Annotated in this window: 18 protein-coding genes; 11 read left to right on the top strand and 7 right to left on the bottom strand. The window is 66.1% G+C overall.

Annotation, left to right across the window (positions count from 1 at the left end):
• The first annotated feature begins 47 nt into the window (after positions 1-47).
• From U5A57_RS29305 to U5A57_RS29270, 8 genes are all read left to right on the top strand, one after another.
• Positions 48-1,292 (top strand): MFS transporter, encoded by a 1,245-nt coding sequence (locus tag U5A57_RS29305; RefSeq protein ID WP_321915145.1) that lies wholly within the window; start codon positions 48-50, stop codon positions 1,290-1,292.
• A 150-nt stretch (positions 1,293-1,442) separates the two neighbouring features.
• On the top strand, positions 1,443-2,891 hold the full coding sequence (locus U5A57_RS29300; RefSeq protein ID WP_321915144.1) for an MFS transporter: 1,449 nt from the start codon (positions 1,443-1,445) through the stop codon (positions 2,889-2,891).
• Positions 2,892-3,013: 122 nt separating this feature from the next.
• The gene (locus U5A57_RS29295) at positions 3,014-3,730 is read left to right on the top strand and encodes a hypothetical protein (protein WP_321915143.1); all 717 of its coding nucleotides are present in this window, start codon (positions 3,014-3,016) and stop codon (positions 3,728-3,730) included.
• A 60-nt stretch (positions 3,731-3,790) separates the two neighbouring features.
• Entirely contained in the window at positions 3,791-4,609 is an 819-nt protein-coding gene (locus tag U5A57_RS29290; RefSeq protein ID WP_321915142.1) for an amidohydrolase family protein, read from the top strand.
• Positions 4,610-4,698: 89 nt separating this feature from the next.
• Positions 4,699-5,925 (top strand): MFS transporter, encoded by a 1,227-nt coding sequence (locus U5A57_RS29285; RefSeq protein ID WP_321915141.1) that lies wholly within the window; start codon positions 4,699-4,701, stop codon positions 5,923-5,925.
• A gap of 84 nt (positions 5,926-6,009) precedes the next feature.
• Complete coding sequence (locus U5A57_RS29280; protein ID WP_321915140.1) at positions 6,010-7,173, top strand: porin; 1,164 nt, start codon at positions 6,010-6,012, stop codon at positions 7,171-7,173.
• A gap of 166 nt (positions 7,174-7,339) precedes the next feature.
• The gene (locus U5A57_RS29275; RefSeq protein WP_321915139.1) at positions 7,340-8,017 is read left to right on the top strand and encodes a heavy metal response regulator transcription factor; all 678 of its coding nucleotides are present in this window, start codon (positions 7,340-7,342) and stop codon (positions 8,015-8,017) included.
• An 8-nt stretch (positions 8,018-8,025) separates the two neighbouring features.
• Entirely contained in the window at positions 8,026-9,441 is a 1,416-nt protein-coding gene (locus tag U5A57_RS29270; RefSeq protein WP_321915243.1) for a heavy metal sensor histidine kinase, read from the top strand.
• Here the strand turns inward: U5A57_RS29270 and U5A57_RS29265 are convergent.
• Genes U5A57_RS29265 through U5A57_RS29255 form a run of 3 tightly spaced genes read right to left on the bottom strand, consistent with a single transcriptional unit; the run spans position 9,416 to position 15,356 of the window.
• On the bottom strand, positions 9,416-10,900 hold the full coding sequence (locus U5A57_RS29265; RefSeq protein ID WP_321915138.1) for an efflux transporter outer membrane subunit: 1,485 nt from the start codon (positions 10,898-10,900) through the stop codon (positions 9,416-9,418). The two genes, U5A57_RS29270 and U5A57_RS29265, sit on opposite strands and share 26 nt — an antisense overlap.
• A gap of 12 nt (positions 10,901-10,912) precedes the next feature.
• Positions 10,913-12,136 (bottom strand): efflux RND transporter periplasmic adaptor subunit, encoded by a 1,224-nt coding sequence (locus tag U5A57_RS29260; RefSeq protein ID WP_321915137.1) that lies wholly within the window; start codon positions 12,134-12,136, stop codon positions 10,913-10,915.
• A gap of 10 nt (positions 12,137-12,146) precedes the next feature.
• Positions 12,147-15,356 carry an efflux RND transporter permease subunit gene (locus tag U5A57_RS29255; protein WP_321915135.1) on the bottom strand — a complete coding sequence of 1,070 codons (3,210 nt, stop codon included), beginning with the start codon at positions 15,354-15,356 and terminating at the stop codon, positions 12,147-12,149.
• Positions 15,357-15,640: 284 nt separating this feature from the next.
• Between U5A57_RS29255 and U5A57_RS29250 the strand changes: the two genes are divergently transcribed.
• The 3 genes from U5A57_RS29250 (at position 15,641) to U5A57_RS29240 (ending at position 16,843) form a co-directional block, all read left to right on the top strand.
• The gene (locus U5A57_RS29250) at positions 15,641-15,988 is read left to right on the top strand and encodes a DUF4148 domain-containing protein (protein ID WP_321915134.1); all 348 of its coding nucleotides are present in this window, start codon (positions 15,641-15,643) and stop codon (positions 15,986-15,988) included.
• Positions 15,989-16,171: 183 nt separating this feature from the next.
• Entirely contained in the window at positions 16,172-16,528 is a 357-nt protein-coding gene (locus U5A57_RS29245) for a PilZ domain-containing protein (protein ID WP_321915133.1), read from the top strand.
• A 60-nt stretch (positions 16,529-16,588) separates the two neighbouring features.
• A complete protein-coding gene (locus U5A57_RS29240) occupies positions 16,589-16,843 on the top strand; it encodes a hypothetical protein (RefSeq protein WP_321915132.1) in 255 nt (84 codons plus the stop codon).
• A gap of 23 nt (positions 16,844-16,866) precedes the next feature.
• Here the strand turns inward: U5A57_RS29240 and U5A57_RS29235 are convergent, their stop codons facing one another.
• From U5A57_RS29235 to U5A57_RS29220, 4 genes are all read right to left on the bottom strand, one after another.
• Positions 16,867-18,654, bottom strand: coding sequence for an FAD-binding oxidoreductase (locus U5A57_RS29235; RefSeq protein ID WP_321915130.1), 1,788 nt, complete (start codon positions 18,652-18,654; stop codon positions 16,867-16,869).
• 101 nt (positions 18,655-18,755) lie between these two features.
• Positions 18,756-20,477 carry a glycoside hydrolase family 44 protein gene (locus tag U5A57_RS29230; RefSeq protein WP_321915129.1) on the bottom strand — a complete coding sequence of 574 codons (1,722 nt, stop codon included), beginning with the start codon at positions 20,475-20,477 and terminating at the stop codon, positions 18,756-18,758.
• 327 nt (positions 20,478-20,804) lie between these two features.
• Positions 20,805-21,299, bottom strand: coding sequence for a lytic transglycosylase domain-containing protein (locus U5A57_RS29225; protein ID WP_321915128.1), 495 nt, complete (start codon positions 21,297-21,299; stop codon positions 20,805-20,807).
• A 48-nt stretch (positions 21,300-21,347) separates the two neighbouring features.
• Entirely contained in the window at positions 21,348-21,710 is a 363-nt protein-coding gene (locus U5A57_RS29220; protein WP_321915127.1) for a hypothetical protein, read from the bottom strand.
• Positions 21,711-21,714: the final 4 nt, after the last annotated feature.

Below are 21,714 nucleotides of genomic sequence, written 5' to 3'. Positions count from 1 at the left end.
TTTCCTGCAGGCCAGAAAGGCTTGCACTTCCTCGGGTTTCCACTCAGATGTCGAACGAACCTACCGTTGCGTTCGCGCTTGCGCGCGCGCATGCCCCCCTGTTGCCCTTTTCCTCGTTTCGCAGCCTGCTGGCCGTGCGCATTGCGTGGACGGTGGGCATTCAAATGCTGTTCGTCGCGATCGGCTGGCAGATGTACGCGCTCACGCACGACGCGTGGGCGCTCGCGCTGGTCGGGCTCTATCAGTTCTTCCCGGTGCTGTTGCTCACATTGCCCGCGGGACACGCGGCCGACTCGTGGCGGCGCGCGCGCATCGTGCTCGGCTGCCTCGCGGTGCAGGGTGTCGTTGCCGCGGCGATGGCGTTCGCCACGCACCGCAACGGCCTCACGCGCGACGCACTGCTGCTGGCCTCCCTGCTGCTCGGCGCAGCGCGCGCGTTCCAGATGCCGGCGCTGCAGGCGCTCGTGCCTTCCACGGTGCCCCCGCCGCTCCTGAGCCGCGCGATGGCGGCCGTCTCCACCGGCTCGCAATCGAGCGTGATACTCGGGCCCGCGCTAGGCGGGGCGCTCGTGAGCTTCGGCATCGGCGTGGTCTATGCGGTCGCGGCGCTGCTCTTTCTCGCAGCGGCGCTGCTCGCACTCGGCCTCAAGGTGCGTGAAGTTCAACGCGAGCGCCGCGCCGCCACGCTCGACGCGCTGGTGGGCGGCCTGCGCTTCGTGTGGCGCAAGCCGATCATTCTCGCGGCGATCAGCCTCGATCTCTTCGCCGTGCTGTTCGGCGGTGCGGTGGCGCTGCTCCCCATCTACGCCGATACGATCCTGCACGGCGGCCCCGTCATGCTCGGCTGGCTGCGCGCGGCGCCCGCCGCAGGCGCGTTCGCGATGTCGCTCTGGCTCGTGCGCTATCCGCCTAAACGCCGCGTGGGTGTGACGCTGCTCGCCTCGATTGGCGTATTCGGCCTCGCGACGGTGGTGTTCGGCGTTTCGACGAACCTCTGGCTCTCGCTGCTCGCGCTGATCATGACAGGCGCGGCGGACATGGTGAGCGTGGTGATTCGCCAAACGCTCGTGCAGCTTGAAACACCGGACGAAATGCGCGGCCGCGTCAGCGCTGTGAACGCGATTTTCGTGGGCGCGAGCAACCAGCTCGGCGAATTCGAATCGGGCTCGCTCGCCAGCGTGATCGGGCCGGTGGGCGCGGTCGTGCTGGGCGGCGCGCTGACCTGCCTCGTGGCGCTGACGTGGGCGTGGCGCTTTCCGCAACTCGCGGCGCGCAAGACGCTCGATGGCTGAGCGCGGCGCTTGCCAGCCGTACAGCAATAACTGATGACGGCCCGCTCTTTTTCTATGCCGCTGAAAGTCGGCGGCTCACTAGAATCAGGTCTCCTGACAATGATATCGGCGCCGAACAAGACGGCGCGCCTCTAAGGAGACGGAGGGTTCATGCAACTCATGCAGAGCGGGCAAAGCCCATTTCAGGACCAACGTGTCCTGAGCAAAAACCAGCGCACGCTGCTCGCGCTGATTGGTATAGGCAGCATGCTGGAATTCTGGGACGCCTATCTGATCGGTTTCATCATGGCGTTTCTCGTCAAGCCGTGGGGCATGACATACGGGATGATGGGCACGGTGCTGCTCGCTTCGGGCGCGGGCGCGATCGTCGGCGGCGTGGTCTGGGGCATGATGGCCGACCGCTTCGGCCGCAAGCCCGTGTTCGTCATCTCGCTGCTGCTGCTCGCGGCCATGAGCCTCGGCCTCGCATTCACGCCCACGGGCGGCTGGATCTACATGGCGGTGCTGCGCACGGTGATCGGCTTTTGCACCGGCGGCTATTTCATTCAGATCGCACTCGTCAACGAATTCATTCCGCCGCGTCGGCGCGCCGCGCTCACGGGGGTCGTTTCCGCCATCACGACTTGCGGTCTGTTGCTCGGCGCGTTCAGCGGCGCCTTCGTGATTCCGTCGATCGGCTGGCGCTTCACGTTCGCGCTCGGCGCGGCGCCCGCACTCGTGGCGTTGATCGGCGCGTTTTATGTACCGGAGTCGCCGCGCTGGCTGAGCCTGCAGGGCCGCCGCGAAGAAGCTCGCCGCGCCGTGCAGTGGGCGCTCGGCACGGCCGCCGAATGGCGCGACGAAGAAAGCAGCGCGAATGCCGAGAGTGCGGTGCGCCGCCCGCCCGCCTCGCGCTGGTCGGAGATCTTCTCGTACCCACGCAGCGTGGTAACGGCCACGCTCATCAACATCGGGCTGATTTCGGGTTACTACGGCATCGTGCTGTGGGCGCCCACGCTGCTCGCCCAGGTGCAGTCGGTCACGCCCGCGGGTGCGTCGCGCTTCATGATCGGCTTCAGCGTGTGCGGCATCGTCTCGCGTCTTGCGGCTGCGAGTCTCGCCGACCGTATCGGCAGGCGGCGCACCGGCGGGTACTTTGCCATTGCCGCCGCGATTGCCGCGCTGCTGGCGGGCTACGTGGGCCACGGCGACTTGCTCGCGCCTTCGTGGTTCTGGCTGCCGCTGCTGCTCGCATTCGTGTTCGCCGACGGCAGCTTTTCCGTGTGCGCGGTCTATTCCACCGAAATCTGGCCCACGCGGCTGCGTGGCAGTGGCTCGGGCTACGCGGGCCTCGCGGGGTCGGTGGGCAAGATGATCGGCCCGGTCGGACTCGCGTGGGTCGCGGGGTCGAACAACATGGTGATGCCTTCGGCCACGCTCGGCGTGATCGTGCCGGCGTTCCAGTTCCTTGCGCTGTGCCTCCTGCTGTGCGGCGTGACCTATCTCTTCGTGGGGATCGAGGCGCGCGGCAAAACCCTCGAATCGCTCGACGAAGGCTTCGCTCAACAGCGCGAAGCGGCGCACGCCATGCCACCGGCCAACGACCGCAGCGGGACCTGACGTCCTGGGTTCAGCAAAAACCGATTGCGGCGGCCGCTTTCCGATTGGTGACGCGAAGCCGCAAAAAATACACTGGTTCAGACTCGCGGCGCCTTTCTGGCGCCGTGCAACAGAGGACTGAAATGAAGAGATTGCGCGTGGGCATGGTGGTGCCTTCACTGAACACGATTGCCGAAGATGATTTTCGTCTGTTCTGCCCCGAGGACGTTTCGTATCACGTCCATCGTATCCGCCTGAGGAAGGAGGGTGGCCGCGTGACGATGGAAAGCCTGCAGCGGGCCTGGCTCGAAGCGGCCGAGGAGACGGAATACCTGAAGGACCTTTCGCCCGACGCCGTGGTGTTCAACTGCACGGGCGCGAGCGTCGCAAACGGCGCGCAAGGCGACGCGCTGCTCGCCGCGCGCCTTGCCGGGCGTCTCGGCCTGCCTGCCACGAACACGATGGTCGCGATCAAGGAAGCGCTCACTGCGCTGCACGCCGAGCGTCTGCTGCACGTGTGCCCGTTCGCCGACGAGTTCTCGCGCATCGAGCGCGAGTCGCTCGAAGCCTCGGGGCATGCCGTGGCGCGCACGGTATCGCTCGGCTTCACCGACGCGAAAGAGGCGGCGCTCATGTCGCCGGAGCGCATTGCAGGGATCGTGCGCGAGCAGATCGACGCGGACATCGGCGCGGTGCTGCTCTCGTGCGCCAATGTGCGCGCCTTCGAGACCGCACACGCATTGGAGGCCTCGCTCGGCATGCCGGTCGCAACGAGCAATCAGGCTACGTTGTGGGCCGTGTTGCGGCTTGCAGGCTGGCAAGGCCGCATTGCGGGCGCCGGCAGCCTGTTCGGCGCGTAATGGATGCGCGCACAACGGTCGTCAATCCGGTAATCCACTACGAAATAAATGAGAAATAGCATGCATATTGTCGATGCCCAGGTGCACGCATGGGTGAACGGAGATTCGACGGGTCATCACCGCCGCACGCCGATCACGCGCGACGTGCTCGTGGACGAGATGGTGCGCGCAGGCGTGAACCGCGTCCTGCTCGTGCCGCCGCTGTGGGACCCCGAGGGTAATGCCTATTCGCTCGCGCTCGCGCAGGCGGAGCCGGAACGTTTCGCGGTCATGGGGCTCCTGGGTGCGGACGTGACGGACCCGGCCGCCGCCATCGAGCGCTGGCGCGACGAGCCGGGCATGCTCGGTGTGCGCTTCCTGTTCAACACGCCGGAGCGCCTTGCGCCGCTGCTTGAAGGCCGCTACGAACGTGTGTGGCCGGTGGCGCAGGAAAGCGGGCTCGTGGTCGCATTGCATGTGCCGGGCGCGCTCGGCGAGGCCCACGCCATTGCACAGCGTTTTCCGCGCTTGCGCCTGATCGTCGATCACCTGGGCGTGCCGCGCGGCGCAAGCGGCCCGGCGGCGTTCGACCATCTGCCCGAGTTGCTCGCGCTCGCGCAACACCCCAACGTGCATGTGAAAGCCGCGGGCGTGGGCGACTATGCGCTCGATCCCTGGCCGTTCCGCTCGATCGAGGCGCCGTTGCGGCAAGTGTTCGATGCGTTCGGCGCCGAGCGCGTCGTGTGGGGCAGCGACCTGTCACGCCTGCACCACCCGTATCGCCAGTGCGTGACGCACTTCAGCGAAACGCTCGCCTGGCTTTCCGCAGCCGATCGTGCGGCCGTGATGGGCGGCAACCTGTGCCGGTTGCTGGGCTGGAACCAGGCAATCAGGGCATGAGTGATGCGCGCGGCACGGCCCCATAATGTGCGGTTCGCGAAGCGCGCAGCAGCAACACAGAACACACATAACGATATCGGAGACACAACATGCTGACCCCTGGCGGCTGGCCTTGCATCATCCTGCTCTACCTTTACGGAACCGTGGCGACCTCGCTCGTCACACAGTCGGTGCCCGTGATCGGCGACATCGCGCACCAGTTCGGTCTTTCGCACGCGGCGGCTGGCTGGGTGATCTCCATTCCCTCGCTCATCACGGCCGTGCTCGCCCTGTTTGGCGGCTGGCTCGTCGATCGCATCGGCGACAAGCGCGTGATCGTGGGCGGTTCGCTGTTCGCGCTCGCGGGCAACCTTGGCGTGGTGGTGGCGCACGACCTGAACATGCTGTTCGCGAGCCGCCTCCTCGAGGGCGTGGGCTATCTCTCTCTCACGGTGGGCGCCGTCACGCTCATCATGCGCACCACGAGCGGCGCGCGGCGCGGCATCGCGCTCGGCCTCTGGACCTCGCATACCGCGGTCGGCATCGGGCTCACGCTGAGCGTCGTCGCACCGCTCGCGCAACGCGGCGAAATGTGGCGCTGGGCCTTCGGCGGCCATGCCATTCTGATGGCGGCCCTCGCGCTCGCAGGCTTCCTGCTGCCGGGCAAGACGCAGCACATGGCCGCGCGCCGGCTCGCCGACATCTGGACCGTGGTGAAGAGTCCGCGGCCATATCGCGTGGCGCTGGCTTCGGGCGCTTCGGCGTTCATCCAGACCGGCATCATGGCCGCGCTTACCGTGTATCTCGCGAAGACGTTCGGCGTGGCGATTCGCACGGCGGCCGGCGTGGGGACGGTGGCGGAAGTGTTCGTGTGCATCGGCTGCCTTTCGGTCGGGCATCTGCTCAAGGGGGGCACGAGTGCGCGCCTCATCGCGTCGGCAGGCGGCGTGGTCGCGCTCGCTGGCGGCGTGGCCCTCTATCTGCCGTTGACGGGCTTGAGCGGCGCGGTGGCCGCGGTGTGCGTGTTTTCGGTCGGCATTGGTCTGCTGAACGGCCTGATCTGGACGATGGTGCCGGCCGCCGCGCCGAGCCTCGCGACCATGGGCGCGACGAGCGGCCTCGTTGCGCAGGCAACCTATCTCGGCGTGCTGCTCGGGCCGCCCGCGATTTTTGCGAGCTTCTACGAGAGCGGCTGGACTGTGCGCATCGGACTCGTTGTGCTTGCCACCTTGCTGCAGCTCGCACCGTTGCCGATCTGGGGACGTAGCGCATCGCGCAGCGAAGAGTCCGGCGCCCAGGCGACCGGTTCGGCACAGGCCGCGGCGGGAGGCAACTGACGCAAAGAATTCGGCCTCCTCGGCAAGGAGGCCAGCGTGACCCAGGTACTCTACATAACAATCAGTATGACTAAGGAGACGAAATTGAAACAAGGAGACTTTGCAGTCAAACGCACCCGCGTAGCGAGCCTCATATCCGGCGTGGTTGCGGGGCTGTTGCTGGGCGCAGGGGGCATGGGCGTGGCGCACGCGCAGAGCAGCGTGACGTTGTACGGCGTGATTTCGGAATCACTGGAATATGTGAGCAACTCGAAGGGCAATCATCTTTTCGCGCTTTCCAACGCAGGCATGATGCCGCCGCGCTTCGGCCTGCGCGGGGTAGAAGATCTCGGTGGCGGCACCAAGGCCATCTTCACGCTGGAAAACGGCTTCAACGTGACGAATGGCGCGATGCTCAACGGCGGCATGTTCGGCCGGCAGGCCTATGTGGGCTTGAGCAACGACCGGGCGGGTACGGTCACCATGGGCCGCCAGTACGAGGAAATGACGAACACCATGTGGTTCGCCACCGCCTCGAACGTGTTCGCCGGCTACGGCGCGCACATTGGCGACAACGACAACATGTTCTTCACGAACCGCTTCAACAACGCGGTTCGCTATGCCTCGCCCACGTACTCGGGTTTCTCGTTCGCGGGCAGCTATGCGTTTTCGAACTCGACCCAGTTCTCGAACAACAACGGCTTTAGCGGCGCGATGACCTATACGAGCGGGCCGCTCAAGGTCGGCGCGGCTTTCACGCAGTTCAACCGGCGCAGCAACGCGGTGCCTTCGAACACCACGAGCGGCGCAGTCGACAGCACGGGCTGGGGCTTCAGTTCGCCGTTCGTGACGAGCACGAAGGGCGCGGGCACGGATCAGCAGCGCATCATGGGCGTGGGCGGCAGCTACGACTTCGGTTCGTTCCACGTGCTCGGCAACTACACGAACGTGCTGTTCAACTATTCCGATTCGACGGGATTGCGCCTGCAGAACTTCGAGGCGTCGGCGTACAAGTTCGTCACGCCGTTCGTCGAGGTCGGGCTCTCGTATGTCTACACGCTCGGCAACTATTCGATCGGGCGCTCCACGCACTATAACCAGCTCGATCTCGCGGGCCATTATCTGCTCTCGAAGCGCACCGAACTGTATCTCATCGGCATCTACCAGCGTGCAAGCGGTCCGGGCACGTATGCGCAGATCTATACGGCTTCGCCTTCGTCTGGAAAGAGTCAGACGCTCGTCGAGACGGGAATCATGCACAAGTTCTGATTGGCGCCCAGGCGGGGCAGCCTTTGGGCGCCCCGTTTCATCGGGACTTTTCAATACGCTTACCGTTCACGCAATAAGCGAGACTGTACGGGGCACGCACAGCGATAAGCGCAGCGAGCCTGGGAGCGCATACAATTGAGCCGGACACACTCAGAGTTGAACGGCGATGCGCATTCTTGTGATCGAAGACGAGCCGAAGACCGGCGCGTATCTGAAGAAGGGCTTCGAGGAATCCGGCTATGCCGTGGACGTTGCCGCGGACGGCGCCGAAGGCCTGATCCTCGCAAAGGAGGCCGCGTACGACGTGATTGTGCTCGACGTCATGCTGCCCGCCATGGACGGCTGGACGGTGCTCAAAACGCTGCGCACGACGCACACCACGCCGGTGCTCTTCCTCACCGCGCGCGACGATATCAGCGACCGCGTGAAGGGGCTCGAGCTGGGCGCGGACGACTACCTCGTGAAGCCGTTCGCGTTCGTCGAACTGCTTGCGCGCGTGCGCACGCTGGCCCGCCGTGGCCCCCCGCGCGAGAGCGACGTGCTCCTGCTAGGCGACCTCGAAGTGGACGTGACGCGCCGGCGCGTGAAACGCGGGGCCGCGCGTATCGACCTCACGCCGAAGGAGTTTTCGCTCCTGCAGCTGCTCGTGCGCCGCCAGGGCGAAGTGCTCACACGCACGCAAATCGCTTCCTACGTGTGGGACATGAACTTCGACAGCGACACCAACGTCGTGGAAGTGGCCATCCGCCGCCTGCGCGCGAAGGTGGACGACGCCTTCGACGTCAAGCTGATCCACACCGTGCGCGGCGTGGGCTACGTGGCCGAAATCAAAGGGAACGCCTGATGCCGCGCATCGCGGTGCGCTCGCTCGCGACAGGCCTCGCGCTGAGTTTCGCGGGCACGACGCTCGCGGTATTCGCACTCGTGGGCAGCACGCTCTATTTCACGCTGGACCGCGAAGTAAAGCAGCAGGACGACCTCGATATCGTGCTGATTTCGCGGCATACGCGCCGCCTTGCGCAGGAACTGCACAGCGAGCACGACGTGCGTGAACATGCGGAGCGGCTCACGAGCCAGGTGCTCGGCAACCCCGCGCTTTCCATGGAAATTCTCGGCACCGGCGGGGCGCAACTGGCCGAGCACAACACGGCGGGCATTGCCGACGCCGCGTTTCCCAATGCGGCGCTCGCGCGGCGCCTACCCCCGGCGCAGCGCATTACCGAAGGCGACGTGGTGGAGTGGCGCAATGCGCGCGGCGTGCCGGTGCGCGGGCTCGCCACGGACGCTACGCTCGCGGACGGCACGCCGGTCACCATCGTCATCGCGCGCGACATGACCGACCGCTGGCGCCTGCTCGACCATTATCGCGAGCGGCTCTATGGCTTTGGACTTGCGGGCATGCTGCTCGCGTTTCTCATGAGCTGGCTGCTCGTGCGCGAGTCGCTGCGCCCGCTGCGCGAGATGGCCGCGCGCGCGGCCACGGTCACGGTGGATCGGCTCGATACGTCCATCGAAGTCGAGGGCGCGCCGAGCGAGCTGCAAGCGCTCACGAAGTCGCTCAACGCCATGCTCGAACGCCTGCACGGCGGCTTCGAGCGCATGTCGCAATACACGGCGGACCTCGCGCATGACATGCGCACGCCGCTCGGCAATCTGCGCGGCGCAAACGAAGTGGCGCTCGCGCGCGAGCGCAGCACCGCCGAATACGAGGCGTTACTCGAATCGAATCTGGAGGAATGCGAACGGCTTTCGCGCATGATTGAAAGCGTGATCTTTCTCGCGCGCGCGGAGCACCCGCAATTCATGACGACGCTCGCGGAGTTCGACGTGCATGATGCGCTCACCCAGATTGCCGAGTACTTCGAAGGCCTCGCCGACGAGGCGGGCGTGCAGATCCGCGTGCAGGGCGCGGGCCGCCTGCGTGCGGACAAGGAGCTGTTCCGGCGCGCCGTGGGCAACCTGCTCGCCAATGCGCTGCGCTATACGCCGCGCGGCGCGGTAATCACCCTGAGCGTCGAAGAGACGCCAAAGGCCGTCGAAGTGACGGTGGCCAATCCCGGCACGCCCATCGACTCCGCGCTGCTGGAACGCATTTTCGACCGTTTCTATCGCGCCGATGCGTCGCGCCATAGCGAGCCGCGCGCGGGGGCATCGGCGGGGCTGGGGCTGGCGATCGTGCGCACGATCATGGCGCTGCACGGCGGCTCGGCACGCGCCGAAAGCGACACGGCCAGCACGCGGTTTATCCTGACGTTTGTGCGCCCTTAGCGCTCAAGTCGCTCAGTGCTGCACGGTCCCAGCCGCCACCGAGCGCCTCTAGCAGTTGCACGCTCGCATCGAGCCTTCTGCCCGCAATCTGCTCCTCGTTGCGCTCGTTCGAGAGCGCGATGGTCTGCGCCGTCACCACGTCGAGATAGGTCACCGCGCCCGCCTGGTAGCGGTTGGTGGTCAGCTTGAGCGAGAGTTGCGCGGCGGCGGTCGCGCGCTGCTGGCTTTGCGCTTCACTGGCCAGCGTGTCGAGCGCGCTCAGGTTGTCCTCGACTTGCTGGAATGCCGTAAGCACCGTTTGCCGGTAGCCGGCCACGGACGCGTCGTATTGCGCGTTTGCGCCTTTGAGCGTGGCGTCGCGCCGGCCGCCGTCGAAGAGCGTGCCCGCGAGCTGCGAGCCGAGCGACCAGAAGAGGCTCGGTGCGCTGAGCCACGGCGCGAAAAACGTGCTTTCGAGGCCCGCCGTGGCGGAAAGCGTGAGGTCGGGATAAAAGGCCGCATGCGCCTCGCCGATTCTTGCATTGGCCGCTGCCACGCGCCGTTCGGCTGCGGCAATATCCGGGCGCCGTTCGAGCAGCGCCGAGGGCACGCCTGCGGGAATCGACGGCACGATAACAGGATCGACGCGCGGCGGCAGGCTGAACGTCGAGGCGGGTACGCCGATCAACGTGGCAATGGCGTGCTCGCGTTGCGCGCGCTGTACGTCGATATCGCTGTCGGCCGTGCGCGCGCTTTCGAGCTGCGTTTGCGCCTGGGCGACGGCGGAGGCGTCGATCGCGCCATCGGCGAGCTGCTGCTGCACGATGCGCAGCGCGGCCGTGTAGGCGGTCACGGTGTCGTCGAGCAGCTTCTTCTGGCGATCGAGCGAGCGCAAATCGAAGTAGTCCGTAGCAAGCTGGCTCGTCATCGAAAGACGGACCGATTCGAGGTCGGCTTGCGTGGCCTGCGCGTTGGCATGCGCCTCGGTGGTCGCGTCCTTTACGCGCCCGAACAGGTCGGGTTCCCAGCTTGCCGTGAGCCCCGTCGAATAGTCGGGAATCGTCTTGCCCGCAAGCGAACGGTCCACGAGATTTTGCGAGGTCCGGTAGCGCTGCGCGGCCACGCCCGCCGTGACGACAGGCGCATAACCGGCGCGTTGATAATCGATCATCGCGCGCGCGGCTTCGAGATTGGCAACGGCCTGGCGCACGGTCTGGTTCGACACATCCACGCGGGCTTCGAGCTGGTCGAGGTCGTTGTCGCCGAAGAGGGTCCACCACGGGCCGCGCGGTTTGGCGTCGCCGGGTGCAGCGACGCTCCAGCCGGGTGCCGCTGCGGGTGGTGTGGTGGGTGTGGCGTAGTGCGCGGGGACATCGGCCGAGGGCACGCTGTAATGCGGCAACGTGGTGCACGCTGCGAGTGAGGCTGCCGTGCAGGCCACGGCGATCCGGCGCAACGCGGGCAGAGGGCGTTCGAACATGATGGGCCTCGCTTACGCTTTCGCGGCCGTCGAGGCCGCCGCCACGCGCACGCTCTGGCCGCTGGCAATGGCGTCGCCGGGGTTGTTGATGACGCGCTCGGTGGGCGCGAGGCCCGTCGCAATTTCCACATACGTGCCGAAATCGCGGCCTATGGTCACCTTGCGCAATTGCACGGTGTTTTTGGCATCGACCACCGCGACTGTCACGCCGTCCGGGCGGAACAGCAGCGCGCTCACGGGCAGTTCGAGAGCGGGCGCGGCAGCCGTGAGCGCAAGATGAACCTGTGCGTAGGCGCCGGGCATCAGCGCGCCATCGTGGTTGTCCACATCGACTTCCACGCGCAATGTGCGGCTCACGGGGTCGATCACGTTCGAACTGCGCGCGACACTCGCGTCGAAACGGCGGCCCGGATATTGTTGCGTCGTCAGCCAGACGGTCGTGCCGGGCGTGACGAGGCTCGCGTCGTCTTGCGGCACGTCTACGTACACGCGCAGCCGGTCGGTCTGTGCGATGTGGAACAGCTCGCCGGGCATGGTCGCGAGGCCAGGCGTGCCGCCCGCCGTAACGAGCGCGCCCACCTGCACGTTGCGCGCGGTGATCACGCCGTCGAAGGGCGCCGTCACGTTCTGGTACGAAACCAGTTCCTGGAGCCGCGCCACGTTCGCCTGCGCGGCCTGGAGCGTGGCGAGTTTCGCGGCGGCGTCGCTCGTCTTCGACTGGGCGTCCTGCTCGGAAACCGATTGCGTCTGCAACATTGTTTGCCAGCGCTGCGCGGTGCTGTTCGCAAAGCGATAGTTGGCCTGCGCCGTTGCTTCGTCGGCGCGTGCCTGCTGGAGTTGCGCGTCGAGTTCGGGTGTGTCGATCTGCGCGAGCGTCTGGCCGGCCTTGACGTGCGCGCCGATATCCGTGGACCAGTGCTGCACGTAGCCACTCGTGCGCGCATAGATCGAGGCGTCGGCCCACGACATGATCGAGCCGGGCAGCAGCAGGTCCTGCGTGGCGGGCGCGCGCGTGGGCGTGAGGGTGGAGACGATCAGCTCGCGCTGCGCCGCGACCTGTTCTGCCTGTGCCGTGTGCGCCTCGAGGCGCGGCACGATGCCCGCGGTGAGCAGCGTTGCGGCGATGGCGAGGCACGTAAGGCCGATGATGACGGCCGTGCGCTTGCGTGCGGCTCCTTCGGATGCGGCCGGTTGCGCCGCGCTGTCACGATGCTCGTGCGGAGTGAGCGGGTTCATTTTGGAATCCTTATTCAACGTGAGTGGTTGCACTGGCTTGCGCATCGTTGCTGGCATCGCGGGCGGCGCGGCGTTTCGCGAGCCAGCCGTGCACCATGCCGAACACGACCGGCACGAATACGAGCGTGGAAAGCGTGCCGATGGCGAGGCCGCCGATCACGGCGCGTCCGAGCGGCGCGTTCTGCTCGCCGCCGTCGCCGAGACCGAGCGCCATCGGCAGCATGCCGATCAGCATGGCGAGCGCGGTCATGAGCACCGGGCGAAAGCGGTTGAAGCCTGCGTCGAGCGCGGCGGCGAGCGGCTCCATGCCCGCTGCGAGCGACTCGCGCGCCGTGTTGATGACGAGAATGCTGTTCGCTGTGGCAATGCCCATACAGAGAATCGTGCCCGTGAGGGCCGGCACGCTGAGCGTGGTTTGCGTGACGAACAGCATCCACGCGATGCCGGCGAGCGAGGCCGGCAGGCCGCTCACGATGATGAGCGGGTCGAGCCACGACTGGAAGTTCACGACCATCAGCAGATAGACGAGCGCGATGGCGAACACGAGCCCGGCTGCGAGGCCGCTGAACGAGGCGTTCATCGACTGCACCTGGCCGCGCATCACGATCGACGAACCGGGCGGCAATTGCGCGCGCGCCGCGTTGACGAGGCGGTTCACGTCGGAGGCGACGCCGCCCAGGTCGCGCCCCTGTGTGGAGGCGAAGATATCGAGAACGGGCTGCACGTTGTAGTGCGAGACCACGGCCTCCTGCTCGCTGCGCGAGACAGTGCCGAGCGTGCCAAGCTGGTTCTGCGGCGTGAACGTGACGGATTGCGACGTCGTCACTGGAATATTGGCGAGCGTTTGCAGCGAATGAATGTCGTATTGCGGCACTTCGGTCACGAGCGGATAGCTCACGCCGTTCTTCGGATCGAGCCAGAAGTTAGGCGTGGTTTGTGAGCTGCCCGAGAGCGCGATGAGCAGATTCTGCGCGACGTCGTGCTGCGTGAGGCCCGCTTGCAGTGCCTTCGTGCGGTCCACGTTCACGTTGATGGTGGGTTCGTCGCCGGGCTGCTGGATGCGCGCATCGACGAGGCCGCGCACGCCGCGCATTTCGTCGAGCAGGTGGTTCGCGACGACGCGGTTCTGCGCGAGCTTGTTGCCGACGATCTGCACGTCGATGGGCGCAGGCAGGCCGAAGTTCAGGATCTGGCTCACGATGTCGGCAGGCAGGAACGCGAAGGTCACGCCTGGAAACGCAGTGTTGAGCACGTTGCGCAGCTTCGCGACATATTGCGCGGTGGGGTGGTGCTTCGGCGCGAGCGTGATGAGGATGTCGGCGTCTTCGGGGCCAATGGGGTCCGACGAGTCGTACGTGAGGTTGATGCCGCTCACCGGCACGCCGATGTTGTCGAGCACCGCGGCCTGTTCGGCGGGCGGAATCACGCTGCGGATCTTCGCTTCGACTTCGTCGGTAATGCGCGCCGTTTCTTCGATGCGCGTGCCGGTGGGCGCGCGCAGATGCAGGCGGATCTCGCCGGTATCGACGGCAGGAAAGAAGTCGCGGCCCGTGAACGGCACGAGCACGAGCGAGCCGAGGCAGAGCGCGACCCACAGCACGACGAAACGGCGGCGCTGCGCAATGGCGGCTTGAAGCCACGCGCGATAGCGGTTGCGCACCGCTTCGAAGCGGTGTTCGAAGCCCGCCTGGAAGCGCGTCAATGCGCCGGCAATGCCGCGCGAGGGCGCGGAGCCCAGCGTGCGCGCACGCAGCAGGTACATGGCGAGCGTGGGAATGAGCGTGCGCGAGAAGAAGTACGACGCGCACATGGCGAACACCACGGCCTCGGCGAGCGGCACGAAGAGGTAGCGCGCGACGCCCGAAAGCAGGAACATCGGCACGAACACGATACAGATGGAGAGCGTCGAAACGAAGGTCGGCACGGCAATTTCGCCGGAGCCGTTGAGTATGGCGTCGTGCAGCGGCGCACCGCGCTCCAGGTGGTGAGTGATGTTTTCGATGGCGACGGTTGCGTCATCAACGAGTATGCCGACAGCGAGCGCCAGGCCGCCGAGCGTCATGATGTTGATGGTTTCACCGAGCGCCGCGAGCGCGATGAGCGACGTGAGCACGGCTAGCGGAATCGTCACGGCAATGATGAGCGTGGCGCGCCAGCTGCCGAGAAAGAGCAGGATCATTGCGGCAGTGAGGCAGGCCGCAATGAGCGCTTCGCGCACCACGCCCGAGATCGCCGACTTCACGAACACGGACTGATCGGAGAGCGGCGTGATCTTGAGCGCTTTCGGCAGGCCTGCTGCGATCTTCGGCAGCATCGCCTTCACTTGCTGGATGATCGTAAGCGTCGAGGCGCTGCCGGTTTTTTCGACGGTGAGGAGCGCCGCGCGTTTGCCGTCCGCGCGCACGATATTCGTTTGCGGCGCGTAGCCGTCGATCACGTGCGCTACGTCGCGCACATACACCACGCTGCCGTTCACGGTCTTGATCGGCAGGTCGTTGAGTGCGGCAACCGTTTGCGTGCTGCCGTTCATCTCCACGTTGTATTCGCGCGAACCAATCTTGGCCGTGCCGCCGGGCAGGATGAGGTTCTGGGCGTTCACGGCGTTCACGACGTCGGCGGGGGCGAGTCCTTTTGCCTGCATCGCTTTCGGATCGAGCTGCACCATGATCTGGCGGATCTTGCCGCCATAGGGCAGCGGCACGGCCGCGCCCTGGACGGTGGCGAGCTGCGTGCGGATGAAGCTGTTGCCGAGGTCGTAGAGCGACTGCTCGGGCAGCGTCGCGCTGGAGAGTCCCAGTTGCAGCACCGGCACTGTGGAGGCGTTGTACGTGATGATGTTCGGCGGCAGCGTGCCAGGCGGCAGGATGCGCAGGATCGAAGCGGAGTTCGACGCGGCTTCGGCAATCGCGCGGTTGATGTCCGCGCCCGGATGGAAGAACACCTTCACGACCGAGACGCCGTTGAGCGACTGCGATTCGATGTGCTCGATGTCGTCCACGTCGGAGGTGAGGGCGCGCTCGTAGTTCGAGGTGATGCGGTGCGCCATGTCCTCGGCGGAGAAGCCGTTGTAGGTCCAGACAATGCTGACCACGGGGATATTGATGTTCGGAAAAATGTCCGTGGGCGTGCGCATGATGGCAAGCGGCCCGAGGATGAAAAGCAGTACGGCCAGCACGATGAACGTGTAAGGCCGCCTGAGAGCCAGTTTGACGATCCACATGACGGTGTCCGGGTTGGGGCAGGATTGGCGCAAGTATCGGGAGGGCGCGCTTACCCGGCGCTGACCTCGACATTACGGATTTGTCATGTTTGACGTGAAGGGGTGTTGGCCGCGCATCGGCCGCGCGAGGCGCGTCGCGCCCAGATAACGAACTCGTAATCGGCGGGTCAGCATTGGGTCAGCGCCGCGCGGCCAGAATGCAGTCAACCTTCGCGACATTGCCGAGGGCGGCCGAGGCGGCATCGCTTCCCGATGCAGCGGCCATTCATTGAGAGGTGAACATCATGAAAGCACTCGTTTCCACATTGCTCGTTGCCTGCGCTCTGGCCGCCCCGGCTGCCGCTTTCGCACAGACCGCCACCCCGGCCAACACGCCGGTCACGCGTGCGCAGGTCGTTGCCGATCTCGTGCGGCTGGAGCAGACGGGGTACCGTCCGACGGCCAACGATCTCAACTATCCGGATGACATTCAGCACGCGGAAGCGATCGTGGCTCAGGAGCAGGCGCAAACGGCACAGCAAGCCGCGCCGGGCAACACGGCGGTTGGCGGCGTGGCGATGACGGGCAGCTCGGACTCGGGCGCGCCGATCATGGCCAGCGTCGGCGGGCGGTCGATTTATGCGGGCCACTGAGTCGACAACCGCGCGCTCGAGCGCGTCGTGGCAGCCCCGGCGATAGAGCCGGGCGCCGCCGCGTATTCCGATTGAATCGATCAAACGTTTGCGCGGACGTCATGCGCGCACTATCCCCGTCTTGCCGGCGCAGTCACGTTAGAATCCCGACCCTCAATAAAAAAGAACGTTCAAACGGGTGCCATGCGTATGCGAAGTGGACTGGATATGCGTCGGGAGGTCCGAACGCCGCTGTTGTTCGCCCCGCTGCTTCTGAACAAGGACGGCAGGGCGCTCGCGCAGGTCGCTGACCTCAGCTCGCGCGGGGCGCTCCTTCACGCGCGCAACGGTCTGCTCTTCCGCGGAGAGACAGTCTCCGGCTGGCTGCAATCGGCGCCGATCGACGACGAAGACGAAATCGTCCTGGCCGTCGCGCTCGATGTGCGCTGGATTACCGAAGATCAGGAAAGAGGATGGAGCCGTGTGGGTTGCGAGATGCACCCGCTGGATCGGCGCTCGATGGCCCGTTTGCAGGACCTGATTGCGAAGGCCGCGCCCTAGCCGTTCGACATTTCATGCGTGGCCGCTAAAGTTTGTAAGCCGCCCGCCGAAAATCCATGCATGGCGCACGAACAACCCAAACCTCCTCCAAACGATCCGATCTGGGCAGAAGCACGGGCGCTGGAGGCCAGCATCCGCGCGATCAGGCATGCACAGGGAAAGTTGAACCCCGAAGACTGTGCGCCGGGCAGCCCGGAATGCCTCGCGATCATGGAAGCATTCGTGCGCGATGTCGGGCGTGTGCTTGCGCTCGATATGCTCGAGCGCGAAAAGGAAGATGACAGCGATGTGAACGGAGCGGGTTCCACCGGGTAGGTGAAGACGCATCGAGGTAAAGTTCAACCCAAGGGCGTAAAGCCATCAGGGCTCCAGTCCTCGCTGCCCACGCCGTGATGCACGAAAAAGAACCCTTGCGGATCGTAGCGATCCTTGATCGCCTTGAGCCGCGCGTAGTTGACGCCCCAAAACGCCTCGCGCCAATCGTCGCGAAAAAAATCGGTCTCCGAAACATAGGAGCCGCCTTGCGGCGATAGCGCCTTGAGTATGGCCGCAGCCTTGGCCACATTCGCAGCGTTGCGATGCGCCTGCGACATGTCGGGCGGGGCGATGGGGAGGCCCGGAAATGGCGGTGGGCCGCCGGTGGCGACGATCGCGAGGCCGAAGGCGTCGGCCACGTTCGGATTCGTGGCGCACTGACGCGCCGCTTCGTTCACCTCCGGCGGTGCACCGGCGAGTCCTTTGTTGAAATGCAACTCCACGGCTTGATACTGGGCGGCCGCGACGAAGGCATCGACAAGGCGGCCGCGTTGCGCCGGTTCGAGCAGGGCGGCGGGCAGCCATTGCGACTCGTAGGCGTGCAGGAATGCGGAGGCCTGCTCGCCATCGCCTTGCCACCAGCCGTGGTTGTGTGCGGCTTCGGCGCGGGGGTCCGCCACGAGTCCCGGGTTGGCATCGACGTCCCACCAGCGCCGCGACGGGCCAGCGCCGACGCGAGGTCCTTCGTTCAAGGTGAAGTCGGCCGGCGAAGCGCGGACCCAATCGATGATCGGTGCCCAGACCGACTTCGCCTCGTGGTCGTCGAGGCCCTGGCATACCATCGCCACCTCGATCTCATCGCTGTGAAAGACGAATCGCTCGCCCCATGCAGGGTTGAACAGCTTGTCTGCATAGTGATCGACGAGCCGCGCAGCCAGCCGCCGGTAAGCCTCACGCGATGAAGCCTTGACCTTGAACCTGGCCCAGCCGAAGTGTTCGGGCAGGTCGTGGGTCTGTAGCGTGATGCGGGTCACCACGCCGAAACTGCCGCCACCGCCGCCCTTGAGCGCCCAGAAAAGATCGGGCCCCTGGCATGCGTTCACCGTGCGGACAACGCCGTCGGCGGTCACGATCTCGGCCTGCAGCAGGCTCGCGGCCGCGAGGCCATACCGCTTGGACCAGGACCCGAAACCGCCGCCCAGAACGAGGCCGGCCACGCCCACCGTCGTGCATCCACCGCCCTGGACGTAGCGCCCCGCCTGAGTCGTGACGGCGGTGTAGACGTCGATCCACATGCAGCCTGCCTCGACCGTCACAGCGGGCTTGGGTGTCGTCGAGCAACCGGCTGGAACGAACGCGTCGTGGAGTTCGATACGCTTCATGCCGCGCGTCCAGATTAGAAGAGAATCGGGCGCGTTCGAGCCGCCCAGGTAGCTGTGGCCTCCGCCTTTCACCACCAGGCGTAAATTGTGCCGGCGCGCGAAATTGACGCCCGCAACGACGTCTGCGGTAGAACGCGCGGCCACTGCGTAGGCGCTTGCCTTCGCCGTCCAGGCATCGAGCCAGCCGGAGATCTGGGTGCCGCCGGCGTCGTCGCCGAGCGCGAACGGGTTGCGCGCTTCCTTGACTCTCGCGAGGCACGCTTGCTCGTGTGGCGCTTGTGCGCAGGTCTGCCAGATCGTTGTGGGTTGCAGCAAGTTTGCGCCGACTGCCTGGCGCAATGCGTCCCATTGCTGTGCATTCGGCCAGCCAGGGTCGCCTGGCCGCACACGCCCCGCGCGCGCCGAGGCGGGCAGCGCGTCGGCGAAGGTCGAGGCGGTGGCGAAGCACGGCAGCGCCATAACCCCCTTTAACAGGCTTCGTCGTTTCATGACGACGTTTCTCCTCACGATGGGTGAAACGCTTAGCTTTCCAAATGATGATGCAATGCTGCCAGCATGTGCTGCTCGAGGGGGCGCGCCGGGCGCCGGCGTCACTCGTGCCGCGTCTCCGCCCCGCGCAGCACGAACAGCGTCACGCTCTGCGCGGGCAGGCTCGCGCGCAGCGTGCCGTCCTGGTAGCGCGCGTCGGGCAGGCGCGCAAGCTGGTTGTTCGCGAGCCGCCAGGTTTGGGCCACGCCGCTCGCGGCGAAATGGTCGAGCGCGACCGCGGTGTCGGCGGACCGGTCCAACTGCTTGTTGATGACCACGAGCGTGAGCGCGTGGTCGCGCTCGCGCAAGGCGGCGAACGCGGATACCGTGTCCGGGTCGCTCGCGCTCGCGGCGATGCTGGTCGCGCCGAACGCCGAGCCGTTGCCGTCGTAGTTGCGGTAGAGCTTGAACGCCTTGTACACCGGCATCGATGGATCGAGCTTGCCCCAGCGCGTGGCGATATCCAGCCCTTCGCGGCCGAAAATGCCGAGCACGTCGGCCTGGGCCGTCGCGCCGTTCATCAGCGTGTCGCCGCCCCAGCTGTATTCCGTGATGGCGATGGGCGTGCCTGGGTAGTAGTACGTGTCGGCCCAATGACGCATCAGCGGGATCAGCGCCACGACGCTGTTGATCCACGTGGGGTCTTTGTAGTTCGGGTCCCACAGGTCGCGCGTGGAGCGGTTGCGCATGAGCGCCATAGCCTGCGCGTTCGTCACGCCCGCTTCGGCAAATTCGCCGCCTTGTGGATAGAAGTGGAGGCTGAACACGTCCACCGGATGGCCCGCCGCTTTCCATTGCGTGAGCAGCCAGGGCACGTAGGGCATGCCCTGAGTTTCGCCTGCGCGGTCGGGCGTGCGGTCGAAGCCGTGGTCCGCTGCGTATTGCTGGTCGAAGCCGCTGTAGAAATAGCCGGGCCAGCCCCATTCTTCCGGCGCGACGATCTGCGCGTGCGGGTCCGCCGACTTCACGGCGCGCGAATAGGCGATGACCTTGTTGGCGATCTCGCTCGCATGCGCGCCCGTGGGGTGCACGTCGCGGTGGTTGATCTGCCAAAGGCTCGGCTCGTTGTCGAGCGCGTAGTAGCGCACGCCGCCTCCGTTCGCGCCGCCGAACCGTTTGACGAGATCCGCCACGCGCGCCTGCTCATTTTGCGGGTCGTCCGGTGTCGAGGCATCGTTCGCGTCATTGCCGTCGATCGGCTTGCCGCCTGCCGTGACGCCATTGCCGGCATCGGCGTGGCCGTTCACATCGCGGTTTGGCTGCGGGCCGTATTTGGCGATCGAGAAGCTCGCGAGGGTCTCGCGCGCCGGCCCGAGTTTCGCCACACGGCCGAGCATCGGAATGGTCACGATGGGCGTGGCGCCCGCCGCCTGGGTGAACGCGACGAAGCGCTCGCCGAACTGCTCGTCGATCGCGGCGGGATTGGCCGCAACGCTTTCGAAATACCAGTCCTTGCCCGCATTGCGCGCGTCGATGCGCCAGTTATAGGCCGAGGCGCTGTTGCCGCCCGAGCGGTTGAGCGGCGCGCGCAGGTCTTGCAACACGGCGGTCGTGCCGAAGTTGATACCGTAAATCAGCGGGCTGATGGGGTGCCGGCCCGCCGCGGCATCGACCGAGATGGCCACCGGCAAGGGCGTGCCGGAGGTCGCGCCGGTGCAGACCGCAGCGCCCGACATGAGCACGCCGGCCAGCAGCGTGTGCAGGCGAGGGCGCCTGGTGCGCTCAGTGCGCTCAGTACGCTCAGCGAGCTTGGGGCGAGACGTGGTGAACCGGCAAATCGGCATGGTCGGCAAGATCGTCGTGTTCGCTGTGCAACTCGCCCGCGCGCCAGATCTACGCGAAGATCGCGCGAACCGCTGTGATTTTGCCCGGCGTGAGCGTAGGTGGAGAGACGAACGAAATGAGCAGGAGGTAGACGAGCTAGTCGAACAGTGCACCGATCAGGCCGTACTCGAACTCGGGGATGTTTTCGTACGCATTATATGCGTCGTCGAATCTTCGATGCTGGCCCGCAACCGTTTCTGTATGGTAGTGATATGAACAAGCCGTGCGGTCAATCGGGCCGCCGTTGCGCGGACAACGAGTGTGAAGCGTAGCCGCGCGGGCCGCTTTCATCGCCCCGGCTGCAAGTGGCCCCAGCTCACGAGAATGGCCTGAATGCTGCGCGCGTAGGCGTCGCGCTCGTGCGGCGATTCGGAGTGGTACGCGCCGATGGCGCGCCACGTGTTGCCGTATCGCACCATCTTTTGCTTGAGCAGCCACGCGGCCACGAAGATATTCACGCACGGGTCCGTGAGGGCGCCGTGCGGAATGCCCTCGCGCGAAAGCTCGGAAAAATGGATCGAGTTGATCTGCGCTTGCCCCACGTCGATTGAGCCGTTGGCATTGTGATTGATGGCCGCGGCGTCCCCTTTCGATTCACGCCACGCCACCGCGCGCAGCACGAGCGGATTCACGCCCTGGTAGGCGCCGGCCTTTTCAAAGCATTCGTCGGCGGGCTGCGCAGCGTGCGCGGCGGTTGCGCCGAGCGCCGCGAGGCTCACGAACGTGACCCACGCGCGGACGACTCGGCGTCGCAGGCTCAGGGCGTTGGTCTGCTGCTGCATGGGGCGAAGCTCCGGGTTAGGCGTCATGCGCGACGTCAACGCGCGACGTTACTGCGCAAGGGCGGAATCGAGCTGCTGCTCGATGTCCTTGAGGTAGGCGCGCGACGTGTCGGAGACGACAAGGCGCGGTGTGGGCATGGCGCAGTGGCAATCGCGCTGACGCGGCTTCTTCTTGTGCGAGGACGAATGCGTCGCGGGCAGCTCGTCGTCGTCGCCGGTGGAGGGCGGCAGCATGGCGAGCGTGGGCAGCGGCGGATAAACCTTGTCGGCGGCGGCGGCGGGGGTTGCGGCCGCGGCAGCGGCAGCGGTGGTGGCAACCCCGGCGGCAGGCGTGCTGGCGGCGGGCTGGCCCGCCCAGGCGGCGCTGCAACAGCAGAGTGCGGCGGCGGCGACGAAAACGATCGAACGCATCGTG

Source organism: Paraburkholderia sp. J11-2 (assembly GCF_905220185.1).
GTDB lineage: Bacteria > Pseudomonadota > Gammaproteobacteria > Burkholderiales > Burkholderiaceae > Paraburkholderia.
Note: the sequence above shows the minus strand (reverse complement) of the source record. Positions and strands in the feature narration are given on the sequence as shown.